The organism is Clostridium sp. FP1 (assembly GCF_011065975.2).
In the GTDB taxonomy this organism is placed as follows: Bacteria; Bacillota; Clostridia; order Clostridiales; family Clostridiaceae; genus Clostridium_AD; species Clostridium_AD tagluense.
Window position 1 is genome coordinate 1,039,283 of sequence record NZ_JAAMNJ020000001.1, and the last position, 25,095, is coordinate 1,064,377.

The 25,095-nt window shown below is 32.9% G+C and carries 16 protein-coding genes and 3 pseudogenes; 17 read left to right on the top strand and 2 right to left on the bottom strand.

Features of this window, described 5'->3' with window-relative positions:
- Window positions 1-13: 13 nt before the first annotated feature.
- The 8 genes and pseudogenes from G9F70_RS05150 to G9F70_RS05185 all read left to right on the top strand — a co-directional run.
- Complete coding sequence (locus G9F70_RS05150) at window positions 14-1,609, top strand: M56 family metallopeptidase (RefSeq protein ID WP_164947716.1); 1,596 nt, start codon at window positions 14-16, stop codon at window positions 1,607-1,609.
- Window positions 1,610-2,036: 427 nt separating this feature from the next.
- Window positions 2,037-3,233 (top strand): TerD family protein, encoded by a 1,197-nt coding sequence (locus G9F70_RS05155; protein WP_164947717.1) that lies wholly within the window; start codon window positions 2,037-2,039, stop codon window positions 3,231-3,233.
- Between the two features lie 282 nt (window positions 3,234-3,515).
- Window positions 3,516-4,925, top strand: coding sequence for a L,D-transpeptidase family protein (locus G9F70_RS05160; RefSeq protein WP_164947718.1), 1,410 nt, complete (start codon window positions 3,516-3,518; stop codon window positions 4,923-4,925).
- A gap of 376 nt (window positions 4,926-5,301) precedes the next feature.
- A complete protein-coding gene (locus tag G9F70_RS05165; RefSeq protein ID WP_187353025.1) occupies window positions 5,302-5,514 on the top strand; it encodes a hypothetical protein in 213 nt (70 codons plus the stop codon).
- 424 nt (window positions 5,515-5,938) lie between these two features.
- A complete protein-coding gene (locus G9F70_RS05170; RefSeq protein WP_164947720.1) occupies window positions 5,939-6,442 on the top strand; it encodes a hypothetical protein in 504 nt (167 codons plus the stop codon).
- Between the two features lie 20 nt (window positions 6,443-6,462).
- Window positions 6,463-7,170: a DNA alkylation repair protein gene (locus tag G9F70_RS05175; RefSeq protein WP_164947721.1), complete on the top strand. Its 708-nt coding sequence runs from the start codon at window positions 6,463-6,465 to the stop codon at window positions 7,168-7,170.
- Between the two features lie 136 nt (window positions 7,171-7,306).
- The gene (locus G9F70_RS05180) at window positions 7,307-9,544 is read left to right on the top strand and encodes an ATP-binding cassette domain-containing protein (protein ID WP_164947722.1); all 2,238 of its coding nucleotides are present in this window, start codon (window positions 7,307-7,309) and stop codon (window positions 9,542-9,544) included.
- A 163-nt stretch (window positions 9,545-9,707) separates the two neighbouring features.
- Window positions 9,708-10,007, top strand: a pseudogene (locus tag G9F70_RS05185) (Rrf2 family transcriptional regulator); the annotation flags it as partial.
- Window positions 10,008-10,752: 745 nt separating this feature from the next.
- Here G9F70_RS05185 and G9F70_RS05190 read toward each other — a convergent pair.
- A complete protein-coding gene (locus tag G9F70_RS05190) occupies window positions 10,753-11,571 on the bottom strand; it encodes a MerR family transcriptional regulator (RefSeq protein ID WP_164947724.1) in 819 nt (272 codons plus the stop codon).
- Between the two features lie 417 nt (window positions 11,572-11,988).
- On the opposite strand from G9F70_RS05190, the gene G9F70_RS05195 reads away from it, so the two are divergent.
- The 7 genes and pseudogenes from G9F70_RS05195 (at window position 11,989) to G9F70_RS05225 (ending at window position 20,375) form a co-directional block, all read left to right on the top strand.
- Window positions 11,989-13,260 carry a RidA family protein gene (locus G9F70_RS05195; protein ID WP_164947725.1) on the top strand — a complete coding sequence of 424 codons (1,272 nt, stop codon included), beginning with the start codon at window positions 11,989-11,991 and terminating at the stop codon, window positions 13,258-13,260.
- Between the two features lie 733 nt (window positions 13,261-13,993).
- Complete coding sequence (arcA, locus tag G9F70_RS05200; protein WP_224617425.1) at window positions 13,994-15,217, top strand: arginine deiminase; 1,224 nt, start codon at window positions 13,994-13,996, stop codon at window positions 15,215-15,217.
- 33 nt (window positions 15,218-15,250) lie between these two features.
- Window positions 15,251-16,252 carry an ornithine carbamoyltransferase gene (argF, locus tag G9F70_RS05205; RefSeq protein ID WP_224617794.1) on the top strand — a complete coding sequence of 334 codons (1,002 nt, stop codon included), beginning with the start codon at window positions 15,251-15,253 and terminating at the stop codon, window positions 16,250-16,252.
- Window positions 16,253-16,354: 102 nt separating this feature from the next.
- Window positions 16,355-17,767 carry a basic amino acid/polyamine antiporter gene (locus tag G9F70_RS05210; RefSeq protein ID WP_164948039.1) on the top strand — a complete coding sequence of 471 codons (1,413 nt, stop codon included), beginning with the start codon at window positions 16,355-16,357 and terminating at the stop codon, window positions 17,765-17,767.
- A gap of 84 nt (window positions 17,768-17,851) precedes the next feature.
- Complete coding sequence (gene arcC, locus G9F70_RS05215; protein ID WP_224617426.1) at window positions 17,852-18,802, top strand: carbamate kinase; 951 nt, start codon at window positions 17,852-17,854, stop codon at window positions 18,800-18,802.
- 333 nt (window positions 18,803-19,135) lie between these two features.
- Window positions 19,136-19,816, top strand: a pseudogene (locus G9F70_RS05220) (DUF4317 family protein); the annotation flags it as partial.
- Window positions 19,817-19,964: 148 nt separating this feature from the next.
- Window positions 19,965-20,375, top strand: a complete 411-nt coding sequence (locus G9F70_RS05225; RefSeq protein ID WP_164948041.1) for a peptide deformylase — start codon at window positions 19,965-19,967, stop codon at window positions 20,373-20,375.
- Window positions 20,376-20,507: 132 nt separating this feature from the next.
- On the opposite strand, the gene fliB is transcribed toward G9F70_RS05225, so the two are convergent.
- The gene (gene fliB / locus G9F70_RS05230; protein WP_224617427.1) at window positions 20,508-21,728 is read right to left on the bottom strand and encodes a flagellin lysine-N-methylase; all 1,221 of its coding nucleotides are present in this window, start codon (window positions 21,726-21,728) and stop codon (window positions 20,508-20,510) included.
- Window positions 21,729-22,267: 539 nt separating this feature from the next.
- On the opposite strand from fliB, the gene G9F70_RS05235 reads away from it, so the two are divergent.
- Together G9F70_RS05235 and G9F70_RS05240 are read left to right on the top strand one after the other, a co-directional pair.
- Window positions 22,268-24,226: an ATP-dependent DNA helicase gene (locus tag G9F70_RS05235; protein WP_224617428.1), complete on the top strand. Its 1,959-nt coding sequence runs from the start codon at window positions 22,268-22,270 to the stop codon at window positions 24,224-24,226.
- A 426-nt stretch (window positions 24,227-24,652) separates the two neighbouring features.
- A pseudogene (locus G9F70_RS05240) lies at window positions 24,653-25,063 on the top strand (peptide deformylase).
- Window positions 25,064-25,095 lie beyond the last annotated feature (32 nt).

Genomic DNA, 25,095 nt, shown 5'->3' on the forward strand with positions numbered 1-25,095 from the left:
TAGGTAAAAGCTAATGAATTGGGCCAACTTGTTTGAACAAATTCTATTACTATCTATAATGGGCAGTATAGTATCAATGGCTATACTGGTTATAAAAGCTGTTTTTAGACAAAAGCTCAGTGCAAAGGTTCATTACTATATTTGGTTTTTGCTTGTACTCAAAATTATAATACCACTGAACATTCAAAGTCACTTAAATCCATTTAATTTTATTAATGGTGAATCACAAAGATACGATGTATATTCAATGGTAAAGCAAAATCTTGCAAGCAGTACAACTTTAAATATAAATAATAGTACTAACATTAATAAAATACAAGAAAGCAGTGTAGTTAAGGATAATTATGAAAATACCAGGGTGGTAGATAATAATAGACTGGGATTTAACTATAAAACTGGAGCTTTAATTTGGTTGATTGGAGCTTTATCAATTCTATTATATATAATCATTATAAATATAATGTTATGGATTAGTATAAAGAAAAGTCCTCATTGTGAAAGACAGGATATAGATAAAATATTACAAGTAGCTAAATTAAGACTAAAAGTACATTCTAAAATATCTGTTATTTATGAAAAGCATCTAAAATCACCTGCGGTTTATGGAATTATAAGGCCTAAAATATTAATTTCAGAAAATATCATTAATAGATTAACCCCAGAAGAACTTAGATTTGTGATTTTACACGAGGTAACTCATATAAAAAGGAAAGACTTAGTAATAAATGTAATTATAATGCTTCTTCAAGTTATTTATTGGTTTAATCCACTAATTTTGTATTCACTTTATCAATTTAAGCAGGATTGTGAAGCAGCCTGCGACGCAACAGCACTTACTGTTCTAAGTTCTAAAGAGGTTATAGAATATGGGCAGACTATTATAAATATGCTTAAAATACTTTCGAAATCCGATTTGGCTATGGGTACTCTTGGTTTTTCTAATAAATATAGTAAAAGGAGAATAACTATGATAACATCATTTAGTAAAAAATCTATAACATGGACTATTGTAGCTTTGCCTTTGGTCCTAATGGTAGGGTGTTCAAGTATAACTAAACCATCAAATGATAATAAAGGTAAGGAAGAAGTTACAACTATATATAGTATTAAGTCAGATGCAGAGGGGAATACGTCTTCTTCAAATAATGATTCTCAAAAGGCTAAAGACACTGATAGTGATAGTGCTGAGAGTAGTATAACTAAGTATATTAACACGTATTACACAATAACAAAAGAAGACATAGAATTGTACAAAAAAATAGTAGGTGGTAATAAAGATATAAATGTACTTTTAAGTGATAATAATAAGGCTAATGAAAAGTTTAAGAATTTAATGACTGAGACTGCATATGCAGCCATTATAACTGATAGAATGTCTTATTTAAGATGTAAAGAAGCAAATGAAAGCAACTATTATGTAGCTGTAAAAAGTATAAAACTTGAAAAATATTCAGAGGAGATGCAGACCAAAGTATATTATTATGATGTAGAATTAACACAAAGGTCTATATCAGGAAATGAAGTAAAAGTTATTAAGGATAGAAAGCAAATAGCTGTATCTAAGATTAAAGGCAATTGGAAAGTTAGTAAGTATACGTATGGTTATTAAAAGAAAACCTTTAATGAATTTTCTATTTGCGACAAATCAATTTAAGTTGCCTCCTATGATGTCTGAACAGTAGCCTAAAAACAGGTAGGGTGCAAAATTTAAATATAAAAGTTGAACATAAACTCCCAGTTTCTGTTATGATCTCTGAGGTCATAGTAAAAACCGGGAGTTTATACTTTCTAGTTAAAAAAAGCATGAAAAATATCTAATAAACAGTTATAAGATCCAGTTTATTAATCCCCTTGCTTAAATTTATTATTCTAACTTTCTTATCCTTGTCTATGTATGATTTTAACACAGTGTATTTAAATATCTGTTTACAAGGCTTTACTACTTGTTTGGGAGCAACAGTTCATAGTAGAATGTAATATAAGGCATTATTATAAGTTTCAATTATCAAGACTTATCAAAAGAAAGGTGGATATATATGAATCAAGAGTTAAAAACAGGGGGTAACACATCTCTTAGTTCTTCAAAAGGCTCTGTTATTGTAACACATGATATAGACAAAAATATAGATGTATCTTTAACAGCTTTTCTTGTGACAGATGCAGGAAAAGTTTTAGGCGATAGTGGAATAGTATTCTACAACCAGATGGAAGGACCAAATGGCATAGCTACATTTATTCCTTCTGTTGACAGCGGAAGTACAAAAACACATAAAATTGATTTTGATTTAAGCAAGTCATCAGGAGGTATAACTAAAATAGCTGTAACTTTGACAGAGGGAAACAACACTGGATTTGCAAGTGTGAAAAACTTAAAAGCTGAAATACAGGTAGGCAGTGACGTTATTCAGCTAATACCCTCAAGTTTCACAACTGAAAATGGTATAGTTGTCACGGAGTTGTATCTAAGAAGCGGAAGTGCAAAAGCTAAGGCAGTATGGAAGGGCTTTGCAGCAGGTCTAGATGGATTATGTTTAAATTATGGAGTAGAAGTGGAAGCAGAAGAAAAACAACCTGTACAACCTGTGAAGTCAGTTGTTAACCTTAAGAAGACCAGTGGTAAAGTGAATTTATCTAAAGGCGAGAAGCCTATTTTAATTGAAAAAACTACCCAAATAACAGCATCAGTTTCTTGGGATTCTGGTACAGACTATGATATTTATGCACTAGTATACACTAAATCTGGTAAACAAATTGATGTAGCTATGTTCGGTGCTAAAGGTGTACCAGTATTGCAAAATTTCGATAACGGTACTGTAGAGCATATGGGAGATGTAGGAAGAGGTAAAAAACTAGGTTGGGGTAAGTCAAAAAAAGAAGTCAGCAAAACAGAGACAATTAAAATGCGTTTTAATGAGGACATTATTGCAGTAGTTCCTGTAGCTTACTCTGCACAGTCAAATGGCTCTGGTTCTTTCCATAAGTATAAAGTATCTATGTGCATAGATAATAACGCAGGTACAGAAGTTACGATTTCCGCAGAAAATGCAAATAATAATAATGGAATATACACCTGTGTACCAGGCATGTTATTAAACACACCAGATGGGGTAATAATAAAACCTATTGAAATGTACAGTACGCCAGGTTCGGAGAATAGACCAAAGTTAGAGGAGGGTGCTGACGGTAACATAGAGATAGTTATGGATAAAGGACCGAAAAATAACTATAAATAAGGATAAATTATTATTTACTAAGGCGTTGGTCTAAAGCTTGTGGCGGTAAAGTTATATCTTCCATTACCCCTATCCTAGTGCTTAGTTGTAATAAGCTTGATTTGCACAAGTATTCACCAGTAAATAGGCATATATAGACTGATACACTATTGTAGTAGTGTTAATAAAAATGTTAAAGGCACACCAACGACTTACGCTTTAATTACTATATATTTAGTTAATAGATGTTACTTAAATGATTGTTTTGAGGTATAATTGATTAATAAAAGAGGGGGTGAAATTATGGAAACTGAGGTAGAAAAGTCAACAATAAGGTCAATAAAAAAGCGTAAGAAAATTGTTTTAGGTATTATAATTTCTATTTGTACTTTACTTATAATATACTTTGGGATGGCAATATATTTTATGAATCATTTTTATTTTGGTTCTACAATAAATAAAATTAGTGTTTCAGGTAAAAGTGTAGAGGCTGTAAATGAACAAATGGCATCTGAGATTCAAAAATATAAGTTAAACATAAAAGAACGAGGCGGTACAAATGAACAAATTAGCGGGAAAGAAATTGGCTTAAAGTATGATATGAATGTGGAGTTTAAGGAGTTTAAAGACAAACAGAACCCTTATAAATGGGTTTCAGGAGTTTTTAATACAAAAGATTCTAAAATGATAGTAGGAGTTAAATATGATAAAGATTTATTAAAAGAACAATTCGATAAGCTTTCTTGTTTTGATAGTAGTAAGGTAATTGAACCTAAAAATGCAGGATATAAGTATATAAATAATAGTTATGTGATTGTGGATGAAGTCATTGGAAACAAGGGCAATAAAGACATTTTATATAAGTATGTGATAGATGCAGTTAGTAAGGGTGAAACAACAATAGATTTGGAGTCAAGTAATTACTACGTTAAGCCGCAATATACTTCAAAATCCCCAAAGGTCGTTGCTACAAGGGACATGCTTAACAAATATGTATCTTCAAAGATTACTTATACTTTTGGGAAAGATAAAGAAATTTTAGATGGTTCTAAAATAAATAAGTGGGTTACAGTTGATGAAAATAGTGAAGTAACATTTAATGAAGAACAAGTTGAAATCTATATGGACGTACTTGCTAGTGAATATAACACAGTTGCAAAGACGAGAAATTTTGTTTCATCATCAGGAAAGGTAATTAATATTGGTGGCGGTAGTTATGGATGGGCCATTAATAAGGTTAAAGAAATCCAAGATTTAATTTCAATCATAAAGGAAGGGAAATCTATAGAAAAAGAACCTGCATATTATCAAACCGCATTATATCATGGCAAGGATGATATTGGAAAAACATATGTAGAAATAGATCTTTCAGGGCAACACTTATGGTTTTATAAAAACGGAGTGCTGATAACACAAGGGGATGTTGTTACAGGTAATGATGGATCTGATAAGACTAGAACACCCAGCGGCATTTATATGATCAATTATAAAGAAAGAAATGCAACGCTTAAAGGTGAAGGCTACGCTTCGCCTGTGAATTATTGGCTACCTTTTAATGGAGGAATAGGAATTCATGATGCAGGCTGGCGAGATAAGTTTGGGGGAGTGCTATATAAGACAGGCGGATCCCATGGTTGTATAAATTCACCATACGATGTAGCAAAAACAGTATTTGATAATATAGAGACAGGTACTCCAGTTGTTTGTTATTAGTAGCAGATAAATTCACTTAATTTTAAAATAGTAGCTTATTTCATAGAGAAATCTATGGGGTAGGCTTTCTCTAATTGATTGAGAGAATGAAATAGTACTTATTTACATAAATGGTATACTATATAAAGTGAATTGGAAACTAATGCAAAATTATAGTATGAGGAAACTTAAATAATAGAGTATTATATTTATGAGGGGAGTGTAGGTAGTTTAATAGCACCAGCAGTAGCCGGAGTTTTATTCGGGATTTATGGTATGCTTGTAATATTAATTATAAACTCAATAAGCTTTATTTTATCTTCAATGAGTGAGCTGTTTATACATGTGACAAATTACTCCTGAAGGCAGAGAATATCCACAAGAAAAATTGAGAGAAATGGAGAATGTTACTAACTTAGGTTTTAAGAGGTTAGGTATATTTTTTGAATTATCTCCTAAAATGGTTCTTCTAATTGGAACTTTCTTAGGGCTTTTTATAGGTTATGTAGCTGGAGTGGTAAGAGGAATCATTCGTGTCATAAAAGTAATACAAAACGAAGATGTGTTCTTGCCAACTGGTGAATTAAAGTTTGATAAAATAGAAAGGTGATGGTAAATTTGAAACAAATAAGGATATTTAATAATACCAATAAATTTTGTTTAGTAACAGAAGTAAATGATTTTATCAAAAATAATAAAGTGAAAATTAATGACATTCAATATAGTTCAAATGGAGGCAGTCTTATGTTTTCAACTCAATATTCTGTTATGATTATTATTGAAGAAGATGTCTTATAAAGTTAAGACAGAGTTTGAATAGGAGGGCATTCTGAAGTTGAGCAAAAAAAGTCTACGCTTATATATTAACACAAAGTGTCATTAATGATTGAAGATAAGACAATTAGAAAAATGAGTTCTTAAATGGAGTTATATCAAATGTAGTGCATTTTAAATCTTTATCTATTGTTGCATAATTAACTTATTGGTTGAGGGAAACTAATAAAATAAATTACCTAAACTCAGGAGGGATTAAAATGAATAAAAAAATAATAGTTTTAACATTAACGGCTTTATATGCTATAGGATCAACTACCAGTGCATATGCAACTAAGAGCATACAACCTGAAAATAGTAAAAACATTGAACAAAATGTAAAAGTTAAAAACAGATATGAAGTTATAGGAATTACTAATGTGAAAGAATTCGAAAAGTCTTTTAATATTATAAAATCTTTAGTTCAGAATAACGAAATATCAAAAGTTGCTAATTATGTTAGCTATCCTTTAAATGTTAACAAGAAAGATAAAAAAATAAAAATAAAATCCAAAGAAGATTTTATAAAAAGCTACAATACAATTATTACTGAAGATGTAAAAAAAGCATTATTAAATCAAGATGTTACAAAAACTTTTGTAAATTATCAAGGAGTTATGGTTGGTGATGGTGAGATGTGGTTCACTCATATTAAGAATAAAGCCATGATTTACGCTATTAATATATTTGAAATTAATGAAAAACACGGGGTTAAAGACAGATAAATTTCAAGGAGATGTTACAAATGGAACTAAACGAAATCATGGATGAACTGAAGTCCCTTGGTAAAGAACGTATGAAAAAAATTTACATGAGCAATGGAGCGAAAGAACCTGTTTTTGGCGTAACCATAAACGATATGAAGCCGATTTTCAAGAAAATAAAATACAATCAGTCTTTGGCAGAGAAGCTATATGCAACAGGAAATTACGATGCCATGTATTTAGCCGGTATGATAGCTGAGCCAAAGAAAATGGTGGAAAAAGATTTTAACAGATGGATAGATGGCGCTTATTTTTATATGATTTCGGAATTCATTGTAGCAGTAACCCTTGCCGAAACAGATATTGCTTTTTCCGTTGCCGACCGCTGGATTGATAGCGGAAAAGAATTAGAAGTGGCGGCTGGCTGGAGTTGCTACGATTGGTTGTTAGGCACTCGTAAAGACAGTGAGTTCGACAAGGATAAGCTTTTGGCAATGCTTAATAGGGTGCGTGACACGATACACAACCAGCCAAACCGTGCTAAATTTGCTATGAACAATTTTATTATGTCTGTTGGCGTTTCATATTTGCCGCTTCATGAAGAAGCAAAGAAAATTGCGCGTGAGGTAGGAAAGGTAGATGTCTTTATAGGCAAAAAACTCTGCCTTACGAATATTGCAATAGAATATATTCAAAATGGAGTTGATAAAGGAAAAATAGGATTTAAACGTAAACATGTAAGATGTTAAAGTATGGTGACAAGCACCGAAGTTATCCAGTTATTAGTACCAACAGAAAAACCGTGGGATACCACAAAAAAGAGATGCTATGAATTAGTTGAAATTTATATGAAGTAGTTTGGATGTATTTGAACAGGAGGATAATATGGGATATGAATATATTGAAATTATAGGGGCAAGGGAAAACAACCTGAAAAACATCAATTTAAATGTACCAAAAGGGCAGATAACAATTTTTACAGGGGTATCAGGTTCTGGTAAATCATCCATCGTTTTTGATACGATTGCGCAGGAAGCTGGAAGGCAGTTAAATGAAACCTTCAGTAAATTCGTTCAAGTGTTTATGCCCAAATATAGACATCCTGATGTTGATGCTATTAAAAACTTATCATTGGCGATTATTGTTGAGCAAAAGAGAATTGGCGGAAATTCCCGTTCAACATTGGGTACAATTACAGATATTGATCCAATAATACGATTATTATTTTCACGCATCGGGCAGCCTCATATAGGTTCTTCCAGTTATTTTTCTTTTAATGATCCAAATGGAATGTGTAAGACCTGCGAAGGCATTGGAAAGATAGTTACATTGGATCTTGACAAGGCCTTGGATAAAGAAAAATCATTAAACCAGGGTGCAATTTTACTTCCAGGTTTTAAAGTAGGAAATTGGATTTGGAAATCCTATGCAGCAACAGGCTTTTTTGATTGTGATAAAAAAATTAAGGATTATACAAAAGAGGAATACGACAAGCTCGTATTTTGCAAAGAAGAAAAAATAAAATCCCCATTAATGGAGGACATTAATACTACATATTTAGGACTAGTTGAGCGATTTATCAGGTCAAACATTAAAACTGAATTTGAGAAATCAGAGGCAGCCAAAAAGAAAATTGCGCCTTTTACAACGGAAGGACAATGCGATGATTGTTGTGGAAAAAGATATAATAAAACGGTATTATCATCAAAGATAATGGGTTATACAATCGCAGATTTTACTGCAATGCAAGTAGATTCACTTTTAGAGCAGGTACAAAAGATTGAGGACAAAAAAGCAAAACCTATAATTGACAACTTGTCAGAGCGATTGAATGATTTGATTCAGATTGGGCTGGATTATGTAAGTTTGAACAGAGAAACATCCACTTTATCGGGTGGTGAGTCACAACGTGTTAAAATGGTTAAGCACCTTACCGGCAGCCTGATCAATGTTATGTATATATTTGATGAACCAAGCATAGGCTTACATGCTAGAGATGTCCATAGGTTGAATGAATTATTAGTTAAGTTAAGGGATAAAGACAATACAGTGATTGTAGTTGAGCATGACCCAGACGTTATAAAGATAGCAGATCATATTGTAGATGTTGGTCCAAAGGCAGGTATTAACGGTGGAAGGGTTATGTTTGAAGGTTCATACAATGAACTTTTGAGTTCAAATACATTAACGGGTGAATACATCGGAAGAAGCTTGCAGATTAAGAGTAAGCCAAGAATTAGTACTGATTTTTATGAAACAAAAAAGAGTAACCTACACAATTTGAAAAACGTTAGTCTAAGAATACCTAAAGGGATATTCTCGGTTGTATCAGGTGTTGCAGGTTCTGGCAAATCAACACTGGTTAATGGTGTCTTTGCGAATGAATATAAAGATGCGATTATTGTTGATCAGTCAGCAGTAAGCGCTAACCTACGTTCTAATCCAGCCACTTTCACAGGAATTATGGATATGATTCGTAAATCATTTGCTGATGAAAACAAAGTTAGTGCGGGATTGTTTAGTTATAATTCGGAAGGTGCTTGTGAGGCATGTAAAGGACGCGGTTTTATCGAAACAGATCTTTCATTTATGAATTCAGTGGAAACTATTTGTGAAGAATGCGGTGGCAAAAGGTTTAAGAGAGAGATTTTAGACTACAAGTGTAATAAAAAGTCCATAGTTGAGGTTCTTGACATGACAATAGCAGAAGCCGTAGAATTCTTTACGCAAAAAGAAGTCATCAATAAGCTGAAGCATATCGCAGATGTTGGTCTTCACTATATGACATTGGGTCAGCCATTGGATACGCTGTCAGGTGGCGAATCTCAACGCTTAAAGCTTGCTAGAGAGTTGAGTAAAAAGGGTAATATTTATATAATGGATGAGCCTACAACGGGTCTCCATATGTCTGATATTACGAGTATTTTGAAAATCATTGACCGTCTAGTGGATAAGGGTAACACGGTTATTGTTGTTGAGCACAACCTTGATGTCATCCGGAACGCCGATTGGGTCGTTGATATGGGTGTTGAGGGAGGCAGCCGTGGTGGTCAAATTATATTTGAAGGGACACCAGCTGACTTGAAGAACTGTAAAGAATCCATTACTGCAAGGTACTTGTAAATGGAAGCTAATGGTAACTTAATTGGCAAGAAAGATCCTAAAATAATTACTACTGATACTAGTACAGTTGATGTAGAACACTTGAAATTTCAAATGGGTTAAATTAGTTAAGGATATACAAAAATTAAAGCATTTGCTTTGCTGATTTAACTGTTATCTCGAGATAGGAGTAGAGTATGCGTTACATTGTTTATTATATATGGTAGATATCCCATCAGGAAGAGCTGTTGGGATTAAAGATTTAGCGGCATTTCAAGGAGTCTCAGAAACTTATTTATCAAAAGTATATACAAAATTAAGGAAATCAGGGATTGTGAAGTCAATTCCAGGTGTTAATGGGGGATATGAGTTAGCACGTATTCCAGAAAGCATAACCTTTTGGAATATAGTTGAAGCAGTAGAAGGGAAGACCCCATTATTTCAATGTGCGGAGATTAGGCAAACTGAGATATTGCTTGATAAAACAATATATAGAAAATCAAGGTAATTACTGAAAAGTTATGTAATATAATAAATAATTCAATTATCGTTAGCAAAACAAATTTGCTGCTGATTTGTATATACCACAGAACTTAATTGGAATTGATATTTTTTCCAAGTCACAGTTACCTTAGTGGGTCACGAAGTGGCCCGCTTGCTAATAAGATATATTTAATTGCAAAAGCTTATTTCATAGAGAAATCTATGAGGTAGGCTTTCTCTAATTAGAAATGAATTTCCGATTTTGTTGCTATTATTCTAATAAAAAAAGTCTGAAGCAACAGATATTGTACGCTTCACTACCAATATCTGATATCTGAAAGGTACCTGTCACCTTTCAAAAATTGGAAATGAATTTTCGATTTTTGTTGCTCTTTCGAACTAAAGTGAATGAAGATAGCATACCATTTCAACCACAAGAACGTGATAAAATGATACTTTTTAAATGTAAAAAATGTGGGTATGAAGAAGAAGTGCCTGATTTTGTTCTTTTCAAGAAATATTTATTTTCCATTTTGTGTATTTTTAGCTTAATGACATTGGCCTCGGGGGTCTTTGTAAATAAATGGGCGAAGCATAGCGGAGAACATTTTTTTACTTGCTAAAAGATATAAATTATAAGGGATGGTTAACATACTCTAGAATAAGAGTTGTTGTCCACCCCTGAATTTATTAGCGAGACTATGAGCATTTAAATCCTATGTTATTAGCAAGAATGTAACTTCTAGTTATAACAGTTTTCTAATAGGTATTTGTATTTCAGATATATATTCATTTTCAGAATCTGAAAAGTCATAATCTACTATATTTTTTTCGATAGAGTCTCCCAATATTTCGTATCCATTTTCTTCAATCCATTCAATAAGAACAGTATAGTGATTTCCGATATCTTTATAGGGTCCTAAAAAAACAACATAAGCAAACTCATTTTCTGGAATCGTTATCAAATCCAACTCTATTATATTTTCAGTTGACAAGATTTCGATGAAATATTTAAATTTATTAAAATTTCCACTTGTCATGTTTTCTCTTGAAAGAGAAGTGTATATTTGACCTTCAATAAGCCAGGAACTGAGCTTTAAATATTTTTCGTTTTTTTTAACGCATTCTTTAAGTTCGTATTCGTTTTTACTATCTTTAATGTCTAAAACAACTCCAATTCTTTGAGGCAAGCGCTTTATCTTTACAATATTCAGCTCATGTTTTATATTTCCAAGTAGCTCAAGTTTTGTATTTATTTTGTTTTTTAAATTGACTAACTTATTTATTTTTACATCAATTTCCTCTTCCTTATTTTTTAGTAAGGTCATTAAATTATTTGTATTTTTATTATTCATATATTTTTTAATATCCTTTAATGAAATATCAAGATTTTTAAAAAATAGGATTCTGCTTAGTTTGAAAAAATTCCGAACACTATAGAATCTGTATTTATTTTCAACATCACAATTAGGTTTTAAAAGATCGATTTTGTCATAATGCCTTAAGGTATCTGTGCTTATATTAAAAAGCTTGGCTAATTCTCCAATTAAAAAAGTATCCTTCACAATTATGTCACTTCCATTCGATAAATATTAAACTATTTATCACTATTATTATAAACCACTAAGTAACATTAAAGCTATTAAAAAATATGAATGTAACATATTGACATTAGACCAGCTCTAAGGTTTATGCTCTATTTTATAGAGTTTTAATTTTATTGTCGCAGTCATTAAAAAAAATCTGTATGTTTAGCATAAAATTCATTGTAGTTTTTCAATTCTTTTTTTATAAGACTTTGAGTATATATCATTTATCAAAATCAAATTTCTTAATGTATCTTTAAGTTTTCCTCGTGATTTCTCTTTATTTTTAAAATAATAATAATACCTATTGACATTAGAGCTAGTCTAAGGTTTATGATTTACTTAGATGAATTTTAATGATTCTATCAATAAATATTACAAAAGGGGAATACTATTATGAGCGACTATAACGCAGTATTAGCAAGAAATACGGAAAATGCTCCAAAAGGTATCGGTCCATATTCACAAACTGTAGCTTACTCTCATTACAATAATCTTTCAGCTCAATTACCTATCGATCCAAAATCTGGTGAATTGGTAGCTGGTGGTGTAAAAGAACAGGCGAAGCAGTGCTTTGAAAATATCAAGGCAATTGTAGACAGCATCGACCATGTTATGAGCGATGTTGTTAGAATCACTGTATTCGTTAAGAATATTAAAGATATTGACGCTGTAGACGAAGTTTATAAAACATTCTTCCTAAGCTATCTTCCTACACGGACTATAGTCGCAGTTGCAGCTTTGCCTATGGATGCTTTGGTGCAAATTGAAGCACTTCTTTCAAACGGTGAAGGTACAATTCCAAACGCACCACAAGCAGGCGACCTCATAAAGCTTACAAATAACACGGCAAATGCGCCAACAAGCCCTCTATCTACGCAAGCTGTAGCTTTTTCTCATTACAATAATCTTTCAGCTCAATTACCAATCGATCCAAAATCTGGTAGAGTGGTAGCTGGTGGTGTAAAAGAGCAGGCGAAGCAGTGCTTAAAGAATATCAAGGCAATTTTAGAAAGTATCGACGTTCCTTTTGACGATATTGTTAAAATTAATATATTCCTTAAAAACCTTTCGGATATTGAAGCCGTAAACGAAGTTTATACAACGTTTTTCCCAGATTCCGCTATCGCCAGGGCCGTAGCCTATGTCCCTGCACTGACAACGGTTGCAGCTTCAGATTTACTTATGGATGCTTTGGTACAAATTGAAGCAGTGGTGTCACACGGAGATGGTACACCTCCACAACTTGTTGAAGACAGGCATGGACTCATCATAGAAGCAAACAATACGGAAAATGCACCAAAAAGTTCTCTATATACACAAACTGTAGCTTTTTCTCATTACAATCATATTTCAGCTCAATTACCTTTAGACCCAAAAACTGGTGAAATGGTAGCTGGTGGTGTAAAAGAGCAGGCGAAGCAGTGCTTAAAAAATATCAAGGCAATTGTAGAAAGTGTGGATCACGTTATGGAGGATGTGGTTAAAGTAAATATCTTCCTTAAAAATATCGCAGATATTGATGCTGTAGACGAAGTTTACACAACATTCTTCCCAGGCGGTGTTCCTGCACGAAGAACAGTTGGAGTATCAGCTTTACTTAAAGATGCTTTAGTACAAATCGATGTAGTTGTATCAAACGCTGAAGGAACACCTCCAAAAGCATAACAGGCATTTGTTTGTAAATACAGGAACTATCAAAGTTACTTGTTAATGCCCACAGTGAATGCGAAATTGCATATCCTAATCATAAAAAGAGGCTGTCTCAAATGAAAATTGAGACAGCCTCTTTTTAATGACATTTCAGAAAGAAGTCTCCCACTTCTATAAGAGGGGGTCACATACTACAACAAAAATACTTCTTTGTTCAAGGTAAATATTCAGTTAGTTTGTATTTCATTTAAAGTTTATTTTATGAGTAGCTCTCATAGAGACTTTTTAAGTGGCGAAACTATGAACGAATTGTTAATAATAAAATATCATCAATGATTTTAATGCAATATAATGGATAAAAATGAGTTAATATGTACAATAATGGGCAATAAAATCACAAACATACAAGCTATGTCACTTTTTGATAGATAATAATATACATTTATAGGTATAAACATTCAAAAAAAAGTTTATTGAATATTTATACCTTGTTTTTTTCATTATACACAGTAAATTAAAAGATTGTGAATATATATGCAAACAATTTAACATTCCTAATTGTCAAATGTAAACATACATAGCATTATTGCGTAAAATAGAGCTTAGGATAAGGAATGCGGTGTTAAATTAATAGAAATGATAATAGGCATGATATATATGCAATTACAGTAAAATATTCAGTTTTCCTTATGAAATCGTATACTCCATAATGATAACATCAACAAGAAACAACAGGGAGGCAAATTAAATGAAGTCATTTATAAATGTAACTTCTGAAATAGGAAAACTTAATAAAGTAATGCTACATAGACCTGGGAGAGAAATAGAAAATTTAGTGCCAGAGCTTCTTGAAAGATTACTTTTTGATGATATTCCTTATTTAGAAGTAGCAAGAAAAGAGCATGATATATTTGCAAAAATATTAAAAGAAAATGATGTGGAGGTTCTTTATTTAGAAGAACTTGCTACTGAGGCCTTAAATGATGATAAAGTAAAAAAAATATTTATACAACAGTTTTTACAAGAAAGCCATATTAGTAATAAAGAGATATACGAATCCCTTTATACATATTTAATATCAAAGCCTACAAGCGAAATGATTGATATACTTATGGCTGGAGTTAGAAAAAATGAGATAGATGTTAAGGGAATGCATTCGCTTAGAGGATTAATATCAAATCAATATCCTTTCTACTTAGACCCTATGCCTAATCTTTACTTTACAAGAGATCCAGGTGCTTCAATTGGAAATGGTATTACAATAAATACTATGCAAACTGAAGCTAGAAGGCGCGAGACATTGTTCCTTAAATTTATTCATGAATATCATAAATCTTTTAAACAATATGAAGTACCACTTTGGTACGACAGAAACCTTCCTAATAATATTGAAGGTGGGGACGAGCTTGTATTATCTGCCACAACTCTTGCAGTAGGATGTAGTCAAAGAACTTCACCTGAGGCTATAGAAGTGGTAGCAAAGAATTTGTTTGCGAAACATGCTTCTTTCGAAAAAGTATTAGTGTTGGAGATTCCAGCTTGTAGAGCATTTATGCATCTTGATACTGTATTTACTATGGTTGACTATGATAAATTTACAATACATCCAGCTATAGAAGGACCCCTTAATGTTTTTGAAATTACAAAAGGTGTTAATGGAGAATTGCATATTAAACAATCGAAAGATGTACTGGGAAATATATTAAAATCTGCATTAAAGGTACCTTCAGTTGAATTAATAAGATGCGGTGGTGGTGACTCTATTATAGCAGCAAGAGAACAATGGAATGATGGATCAAACACTCTCGCTATTGCACCAGGGAAGGTTATAACTTATGAACGAAATTATGTTACAAATGAAATTTTATCAAAACGTGGTATAACGGTCTTAACAATGCCAAGTGCTGAACTTTCGAGAGGAAGAGGCGGTCCAAGATGTATGAGTATGCCTCTAAATAGAGATAACTTATAAAAACAAAAAATAACAAAATATTAGGAGGAATTTATTATGTTTAACTTAAGAAACAGAAACTTTTTAACTTTGATGGACTTTACTCCAAAGGAAATAAACTACTTTTTAGATTTAGCTAGAGATTTAAAAAGAGCTAAGTATGCAGGTACAGAACAGCAGACATTAAAAGGTAAAAACATTGCGCTAATATTTGAAAAAACTTCTACAAGAACAAGATGTGCTTTTGAAGTAGGTGCACTAGACCAAGGGGCACATGTAACTTATCTTGGACCTACAGGAACTCAAATTGGTAAAAAGGAATCTGTAGCAGATACAGCAAGAGTTCTTGGAAGAATGTATGATGGAATAGAATATAGAGGATATGGACAAGAAGTAGTAGAAGAATTAGCTAAATATGCAGGAGTGCCAGTTTGGAATGGGCTGACTACTGAAGATCACCCTACTCAAATTCTTGCTGACTTTTTAACTATTAAAGAACATTTTTCTAAACCATTAAATGAAATCAAATTTGTTTATGCTGGTGATGGAAGAAATAATATGGCAAATGCCCTTATGATAGGAGCTGCCAAGATGGGTATGGACTTTAGAATAGTTGCTCCAAATTCATTGTTTCCTGAAGATGCACTAGTTAATAAATGTAGAGAAGTAGCCAGTGGTACAGGAGCAAAAATCACTATTACGAGTGATGTAGCGCAGGGAGTAAAAGATGCAGATGTTATATACACTGACGTTTGGGTATCAATGGGAGAAGCAGATGAAGTTTGGGAACAAAGGATTAGTATATTAAAACCATATCAAGTTAATAAAGAAATGATGAAATTAACCGGTAATAAAGATACTAAATTTATGCACTGTCTGCCAGCATATCATGATTTAAAAACTGGAGTTGGTAGAGAGGTATTTAAAAAATTTGGAATGAATGGTGTTGAAGTTACAGATGAAGTATTTGAAAGTGAGGCTTCAATGGTATTTGATGAAGCAGAAAACAGAATGCATACAATCAAAGCAGTTATGGTTGCTACACTTGGAAACTAGCCTAAAATAATTTATAAATATAAAGTTAATTGGTGAGGGTAATATTATTGCCCTCACCAATTTAAAATATAGCTACTGTAGTAAGCGAAAGGAGATTACAAAATGGAAAAGGATAATGATAAAAAATTAGGCTTGTCTCTACTAGTCGCTCTTGGAGTTGGATCCATGATTGGTGGAGGAATATTTAATAGTCCAACTGATCTTATAGGTAAGGCAAACCCTCAAGCAACAATTATTGCTTGGATAATTGGTGGACTTGGTGTAGCATTTTTAGCACTAGTATTTCAATTGCTTGCAAATAAAAGACCAGAGCTTACAGGTGGAATATTTACTTATGCAAAAGAAGGCTTTGGAGAATTTGTTGGGTTCAATTCAGCCTGGGGATATTGGTTAAGTGCTTGGCTTGGAAATGTTGCATTTTTTATTCTTATATTTAAAACTTTTAATAGTTTAGTCGGTGACGTGAAACCTATAGTATCATTTATATTAGCATCAGCACTATTATGGGTAATTCATTATGTACAAATGCGTGGAGTTAAAAGCGCTGGAATAATAAACGCAATTGCCACAGTTGCAAAACTCATTCCATTATTAATGGTAATTGTATTTGGGCTGGCAATATTCAAATCTGGAACTTTCAATGTAGAAAATTGGAAAACAGTGTTAGCGGCCACTGGAAATTCTACTACATTGTTCTTGCAAGTTAAAGGCGCAATGGGTACAATTTTGTGGTGTTTTATTGGTATTGAAGCTGCAACAGTACTATCTGAGAGGGCAAAATCTCAAAAGATTGTTGGAACGGCTACAATAATAAGTTTAATTATAACTTTAGTTCTTTACATACTGGTTTCAACAACAGCTATGGGAGTAATTCCAGCTGAAACTCTTATTAATTCAGCCACACCTTTAGCAGATATGCTATCCCTTACTGTACTTGGCAGTTTTGGAGCTATAATTGTTAAAGTTGGTTTAATAATTTCACTTGTAGGCTGCTTAATTAGCTGGGTTATGCTTGCAGCGGAAATTCCTTATGTTGCGGCAAAAGGTGGCACAATGCCGAAATGGTTTATGAAACAAAATGACAATGGTGCTGCAATAAATTCATTACTACTAACTGATGCATTAACTCAAATATTTTTACTTTCGCTACTTTTACCAGTACTTCAGTCTGCCTATGGTAATGTATTTTTAATTTCTACAACCTGTATTTTAATTCCATATTTACTTTCATCATTATATGCAGTTAAGGTTTCATTAGCAGATGGTCTAGGAGCTAAAGATAAGATAGTTTCTATATTAGCTTGTGTCTATTCGATATATGTGATTTATGCAGTAGGAATAAATTATCTAGGAGCAGCAGTAATACTGTATGCAGTTGGTATATTTGTATTTATAAAGGCTAAGAAAGAAAAGAACGAACCTATTAGTTCAAATGAGAAAATAGCAATGGCTGCGATTATTGTAGTGGCAATCTTAATGATTATACTGCTATCAATTGGTAAAATTAAACTTTAGGTGTAATTTCAATAAAATCTTATAAAATATAAAAGCTGTTAAATAAAATATATTTACTAGCTTAACATAAAAGGAGAGATAAATATGGCAAGAATAGTAATAGCACTTGGTGGAAATGCCCTTCAAGCAAATCCTAAGGATACTACAGCAGAAGCGCAGTTAGTAACTGCAAGACAAACTTCTGGAGCTATTGTAGATTTAATTGAAGAGGGGCATGAGGTAATTGTTGCTCATGGTAATGGACCTCAAGTAGGTCAACTTATAGCTACTTATGAAGCAGCCGCTTCAATGAATGAAAATAGCCCAATAATGCCTTTTCCTGAATGTGGAGCTATGAGTCAAGGTTATATAGGTTATCATCTACAACAAAGCATTAGGGCAGAGATGAGAAAAAGAGGGATAAATAAGGAAGTCGCAACAGTAGTTACTCAAGTAATAGTAGACCCTAATGATCAAGGATTTAAGAATCCAACTAAACCAGTAGGTTCTTTCTTTACAGAGCAGCAAGCGAAGAAACTAATGACTGAAAAAGGATATATAATGAAGGAAGATTCAAATAGAGGCTGGAGACGTGTAGTGGCTTCACCACTTCCAATGGCCATAGTTGAAGAACCTATTATAAAAACATTAGTTGAAGCTGGACATGTTGTTATAACTGTTGGTGGAGGTGGTATACCTGTAATTGACACAGGAAATGGAACACTTGAAGGAGTACCAGCAGTAATAGATAAGGATTTTGCTTCTTGTAAAATAGCAGAATTATTAAATGCTGATGCATTGGTTGTACTTACAGCAGTTGAACAGGTTGCTATTAACTTTGGAAGGCCTAATCAAAAGAATCTTTCAAGTATAACAGTAAAAGAAGCTAAAACTTATATCGAAGAAGGACATTTTGCTCCTGGTTCAATGCTTCCTAAAATAAAAGCAGCTCTTAGCTTTGTTGAAGCAAAAGAAGGTAGAAAAGCAATTATAACATCCCTTGAGAAAGCTAGGGAAGCTATAGGTGGAACAGCTGGAACTGTGATAACAAACTAATTAAATTAAGATGTAAGTCCTAAGAAGAAAATTCTTATGACTGGTATTACTCACTTCATCCATAAGTTGATGTAGCTTAGAAAAATAGTGCCTGTGAAAAGGCACTATTTTTTATTGCAAAAATGTTCTCAAATCTAAATCTCTAATAGTGTTACTAAGTTCTCAGGTCAAAATAATATAGACAAACAGCCTGCTTGCATAATGAGCAGGCTGTTTGTCTTGCAGGTATTTTGAAAGTTAACACAATAATGTCGAATGATAGGGATACATATGACTTTATTAATTTTGCTAAGACTAAGTTAGGTAGTGATAATCTTTCTCTATTTAACTTAAATAGTGGATTGGCATGATGCTTATGATGTTATTAGCAAAACCAAAGATAATATGCGGATAGATGAATCTGAAGAAGTATATGAATATGTGTTATGTGCAATATGTCCAGTTTCACTTTCAGAGCCTGGTCTTAGATACTTTGAACAGCAAAACGAAATAAAAGCACGTATTAGAGATTGGGTAGTGGAGTCCCCAACTAATGGCTTTGTGTTTCCTGCTTTTATTGATCGTAGCTGCGATGTTAACTCTATTATGTACTATACAAAAAATGCAAAGGATACACATACTGAATTAATGGAAAATGTGCTAGGTTGTCATTCAAAACAAACGGCTACGGTGCAAAAGGAAATATTCCAATCAATTATTAAAGATTCTTTTAGCTTAGATGAAAATAAAGCTGATAAAATTTTTATGGATATACAAGAAAACCTAAGCACTATGATAGAAGAATACAATGCTCTAAATGATGATATCACTTTAGCTAAGAATTTAATTGACGCAAAGGCTCTTAAGGCAAATGTGCAAAGAAAAAAGGAGGAACGCCTTCACAAACAAGTGGAAATACTTAAGGCAGGACTTGATCAAGTTAAACAAGAGAATACTATAGATAATGAAACTCACCTGCCTACAGAAGTTAACGATGATAATGTGGTTTTAGAAGAAGCCTACGCAACTGATTTAGAACAACTTTATTAACTTTTATCCGGAGGCAATTTTTGTTATATAGTAGAAAGTAAAAACTTATAGCTTTTACTACGACCACGTATTGATATGTCGGCAGTTATAGAATAGAACATAATAAAAAAACAAATATTAAAGGAGATAACATATGGTTAGATCAATTATGAAAGACATATTCTTTCTAAATCAAAAATCAGAACTTGCTACAAAAGCAGATGCTCAGGTGATACAGGATTTGCTTGATACGCTTAAAGCAAATAAAGAAGGCTGTGTAGGAATGGCAGCTAATATGATTGGCGTCAAAAAAAGAATTATTGTGATCAGTATGGGCGATATGAACGTTCCGATGATTAATCCTATGATAGTGAATAAAAGGGGTCAATATGAAACAGAAGAAGGATGTCTTTCACTTATAGGTGTTAGAAAAACTAATAGATTCAAAGAGATAGAAGTAGAGTATTTTGATTCGGGATTTAAGAAGCGAAGGGGAAAATACTCAGGATGGATTGCTCAAATTATTCAACATGAAGTAGACCATTGTGATGGGATAGTCATATAGAAAAAAGGTAGATAGCTGTTTATAATGGTACCTATAGACGGAACATTTTTAAAAAAGTGTTTAGCTATAGGTATTTTTTGTATAATAGAATTAACATCAGGAGGGATAGGGGTAGCTGTTCACTAGTCTTTTTTATAGAAGTTTTTTAGCAAATTCCATATTATCCAATTTATTTTCTTTTATATAATTTAGCGAATCAACTAAATATGTTCTATGATGTTCTATGGTCTTTGAGAAAGACTGGACAAATTCAACCATATCTTTTTTGTTATCTTCCTTATTATATAGATATTTCCCAACTAAATAAAATCTAATAAATGAGTATCTTACTAAAAGCAAAATATATCCATCAAATATTGATTCCGATTCATTAAATGGGAACATATAGTTATACATAAAATTTACTAAATAATTTTCGAAAATATAGCTATTATTATTTATAAAATTTTCAGTATAATATTCAAATGCGTTTACATGTAATTCAGAGTATTTGCTAATGTCTTCTCCTTCATCAAACTTGAATCCACTTATAATTTGCTTAGTATATTCCTTAAAAGAAGGACTTTCAACTTCTTTAGATACATTTAAGAAACCCATCATCTTTTTGAAAAGATCCATCTGCATAATATAATTTGATTGATCTTTTTCATAAGAATCATTAACTGAATTCATATTATATTGTTTAATAAATCTAGGTACATCATTATACTTATTTTTAAGTTCTTTTTCTAATGTATTTACAGAATCACCTAATATGTACAGTCTTTCACTTAAATTAAATTCTCTGTTTTGTATTATTTTAATACTCAAATCTCTAATTTCTTTAAAATATTTAAGGGGTGAGTTATTATATTCTGTAGATGTAGTTTCAATATCACTCGATAATATATGTTTTTCTAAAGGTCCTTCACTTTCCGTAAATTCAATTCCTTCTTCTTTTAATAAAAGAATTCTTGCAGCTTCGGGACATGCTACATCAAGGGATATTTCATAATACCTATCTACTTTATTTGTTATTCTAGGAAAAGATGTGCAAACACTTGAAAGATATTTCTCTCCAATTTTAGAATGAATTATACAGTAATTTTCTTCATCTAAAAAGGCACAGCGTTTACCACTTTTTAATTTTATTTTTGCATAATCTATATCAGGGCTTAGGTAATAATCATTAATATGTACATTTTTCTGTAACATGAGCTTCATTTCTTTGTCTTGAACTTTATAATACTGCCTGAAGGTGACCTCATCAATATCTATATCCCATCCAATACAACAGCTATCTGTGCATTTTCCACCTATACATTTAAATTCTTTAAGATATCTTGGATATCGCATTTTTACATTTTCTCTCATTGTATACTTCCTTTGCATATAAATTATTTCAATTTTAAGTCTACATCACTTTTATATATAATGCTAGTTGATTTTCCGGCAAGGTATTCACCTGCATCATAATATCAAACAATAACTTCCAGTTATTGTAACGTACCCCGAGGTCGAAGTAAAAACTTGAAGTTTTTACTTTCTAATATTGCAACCTGTTAATATTGAAAAGGTATCTGACCTTATTTCTAGTGAATCAAAAGATTTAATCACTTATGTAACAAAAATTATCAGTTGAAAAAATACTATTCTTCATGGGCTTATGACCATTGATGGTGAGCATATGTCCATAGAATATATTTACTGTTTTTACCAAGTCACAGTTACCTTATTAAAAGATGTAATTTTTTTCTCCATTGTTAATGTTATAATACTTATTGAAAAAGTTTAGAATGTAAGGGTGTTTATGCTTAGTATATAAAGAAAAAATATGTGCATGTACATAACTGACAGTAACTTTTCAAATAATATTTTCTATGGTATTCCATAGTTAACAGGAGGATAAAATTTTGCATAAGAAAATAGGGCTCCCTTTTGATTATAAAACAAAAAAAGAGTTTCCAAGTAAGTTGATGGATTGGATTGGTGATGTTTTTTACGATATTCTTCCGAAACATGGATATGAGATACGTGATGAGCAAATATATACTGCTTTTCAGCTTGCTGATGCAGTTTGTAATAAAAAAGTTCATCTGGCTGAGGCTGAGGTCGGTACCGGAAAGACCTTCGCCTACTTACTCACTGCAATTGCCTACGCTGGTTTTAGCGGAAAACCTGTAGTAATTGCATGTGCCCAAGCAGCACTTCAGGAACAGCTGGCAGGGCCAAAGGGAGATATTCAAACACTTTCCCGAATACTGGGATTAGAAATAGATGCGCCAATGGCAAAGGATCCTCGTCAGTATGTTTGTGATGAGAGAGTTAGTGGAATAGGGGGAGTGTTTGGCGATGCGACAGCCTCTGATGAGATTAATCAATGGTTAGCCAGGACTACAAAAGGTGAACGCTCAGAAATGCCGAATATATCCGATAGTGAATGGAGACAGATTGGATGGGATGAGACTATGCCCTGTGATGCCTGTCCCAGAAGAGGATTTTGTAAACTTGTTAAGGTAAGGGAACATTACAGATCTTCCAAGGATTTAATTATCGCAGATCATAGTATCTTTTTTCAGGACCTGTGGACAAGGGATGAAAGAATTGCAGATGGTAAAATGCCTATACTTCCAGATTACTCGCTGGTGATTTTTGATGAAGGGCATAAAGTCATACTGCCGGCAGCCATGGGTGCTGGAAGACAAATTCATAAAGAGGATATTGATAATATTATCCTTTCCATAGAGGAAATCCAGGGAGCAAGAACTTCACTGGGTGTAAGTGTAATTGCCTTGGAACAGGCCACTTCTAACTTTTTCGAAAAACTTAATCAAAACGTAATAGATGATGAGCAATCAGAGCGTCTGGCGGTTCGCACCGATGATATACTTCTCAAAGCAGCTGATACTTTTCATAAGGCACTAGATCGGTTGCTCTTAGAGATACAAATCGAGGAAGAGCTATACATAGACGGGCTACCGGAAAGCACGTTACATACCTTTGAAATTCAAATAGAACTATCAATTACAGCCTTAGCTAGGTTTGGTAGGAATAAAGGTAGAGAGGTTATTACTTGGGTAGATAGGGCAGACGGCAGCTTTTGGGTAGTTCCTCGGAATTTGAGCAATATGCTAGATAAACATTTATTTTTGAAAAAATTGCCTGTGGTGTTTACTTCAGGAACTTTAAGTGATGAGGGGGATTTTGGTTACCTTATGAGGACTCTTGGTTTAAAAAATCCAGCAATATCAACGGTTGGAAGTCCCTTTGATATTGAGCAGCAGGTGGTGGTTTATTTACAACAGCCATCCTTTGAGGAAACTGACAGTGCCAAGTTTTCACGCAAAATTAAACAATTACTATGTTTGCTGAAAGAAAATGGAGGAAGAGCGCTGATACTTGCGAGCTCTTTGAAGGAAGTCAGGAAAATAAGAAAAGAAATTAGTGGATACGCGCTACCTTTTGAAGTTTTATGGGAGGATAAAGGTGAGCGAGGATACCTTGTCCAAAAGTTTCGTGCGGAAGTTACATCTGTATTAGTAGGTTCTACCTTTTGGGAGGGAATTGATGTGCCCGGGGAGTCTTTATCTCTTGTTGTAGTTTGGCAGCTTCCCTTTCCGTCCCTAGACCCTTTGATTGAAATGAGGCGCAAAGAAGCAGAAGAAGAGGGGATGAATCCACTTATAACCGTTGATTACCCTGAAATGGGATTGAAGTTAAAACAAGGTTGTGGCAGATTAATTAGAACAAAGGATGACCGTGGAGCAATAGCTGTCATGGACCAAGTAATAGGAATGCCATGGGAAAAGGTGGTTATGAGGGCTCTACCTAGAGGATCGAAAATCAAAACTTTGGAACATATGGAGATTTAAAATACCACACCTTCTTCAACAGAAGGATCTAACCAGAATTGCGCTGAACAACTATACGATTTGTCGGGTACAGAGTAGAAGATAGTAAGGTATATCTCTAAGATTGGCTCTATTAGCATTCGTGCTTATATTCTTAAGAAATAAGCCAATGATATTAAAAGTGTCATTGGTTTATGTTATAAATTTTTTGAGACAATAAGAACTTTCCTCCATATGATAACAATGATTACTGTTATATTAAAAAGTAAAAAAATTTCCGATTTATGTAATAACTTCGGGGGACATAGCCATCATTTTATCTGGAAGCATTTTTTATTATATAGTAGAAAGTAAAAACTTATAGCTTTTACTATGACCACGTATTAATATGTTGGTAGGTATAGAATAGAACATAATAAAAAAGACAAATATTAAAGGAGATAACATATGGTTAGATCAATTATGAAAGACATATTCTTTCTTAATCAAAAATCAGAACTTGCTACAAAAGCAGATGCTCAGGTGATACAGGATTTGCTTGATACGCTTAAAGCAAATAAAGAAGGCTGTGTAGGAATGGCAGCTAATATGATTGGTGTCAAAAAAAGAATTATTGTGATCAGTATGGGGGATATGAACGTTCCGATGATTAATCCTATGATAGTGAAGAAATCGGGTCAATATGAAACAGAAGAAGGATGTCTTTAACTTATAGGTGTTAGAAAAACTAATAGATTCAAAGAGATAGAAGTAGAGTATTTTGATTCGGGATTTAAGAAGCAAAGGGGAAAATACTCAGGATGGATTGCTCAAATTATTCAACATGAAGTAGACCATTGTGATGGGATAGTAATATAGAAAAAGGGTAGATTGCGGCTAAAGGTGGAATC

Coding starts and splice junctions, on each gene's coding strand:
- G9F70_RS05150 (WP_164947716.1), top strand. CDS start 14: ATGAATTGGGCCAACTTGTTTGAACAAATTCTATTACTATCTATAATG.
- G9F70_RS05155 (WP_164947717.1), top strand. CDS start 2,037: ATGAATCAAGAGTTAAAAACAGGGGGTAACACATCTCTTAGTTCTTCA.
- G9F70_RS05160 (WP_164947718.1), top strand. CDS start 3,516: ATGGAAACTGAGGTAGAAAAGTCAACAATAAGGTCAATAAAAAAGCGT.
- G9F70_RS05165 (WP_187353025.1), top strand. CDS start 5,302: ATGGAGAATGTTACTAACTTAGGTTTTAAGAGGTTAGGTATATTTTTT.
- G9F70_RS05170 (WP_164947720.1), top strand. CDS start 5,939: ATGAATAAAAAAATAATAGTTTTAACATTAACGGCTTTATATGCTATA.
- G9F70_RS05175 (WP_164947721.1), top strand. CDS start 6,463: ATGGAACTAAACGAAATCATGGATGAACTGAAGTCCCTTGGTAAAGAA.
- G9F70_RS05180 (WP_164947722.1), top strand. CDS start 7,307: ATGGGATATGAATATATTGAAATTATAGGGGCAAGGGAAAACAACCTG.
- G9F70_RS05195 (WP_164947725.1), top strand. CDS start 11,989: ATGAGCGACTATAACGCAGTATTAGCAAGAAATACGGAAAATGCTCCA.
- arcA (WP_224617425.1), top strand. CDS start 13,994: ATGAAGTCATTTATAAATGTAACTTCTGAAATAGGAAAACTTAATAAA.
- G9F70_RS05210 (WP_164948039.1), top strand. CDS start 16,355: ATGGAAAAGGATAATGATAAAAAATTAGGCTTGTCTCTACTAGTCGCT.
- arcC (WP_224617426.1), top strand. CDS start 17,852: ATGGCAAGAATAGTAATAGCACTTGGTGGAAATGCCCTTCAAGCAAAT.
- G9F70_RS05225 (WP_164948041.1), top strand. CDS start 19,965: ATGGTTAGATCAATTATGAAAGACATATTCTTTCTAAATCAAAAATCA.
- fliB (WP_224617427.1), bottom strand. CDS start 21,728: ATGAGAGAAAATGTAAAAATGCGATATCCAAGATATCTTAAAGAATTT.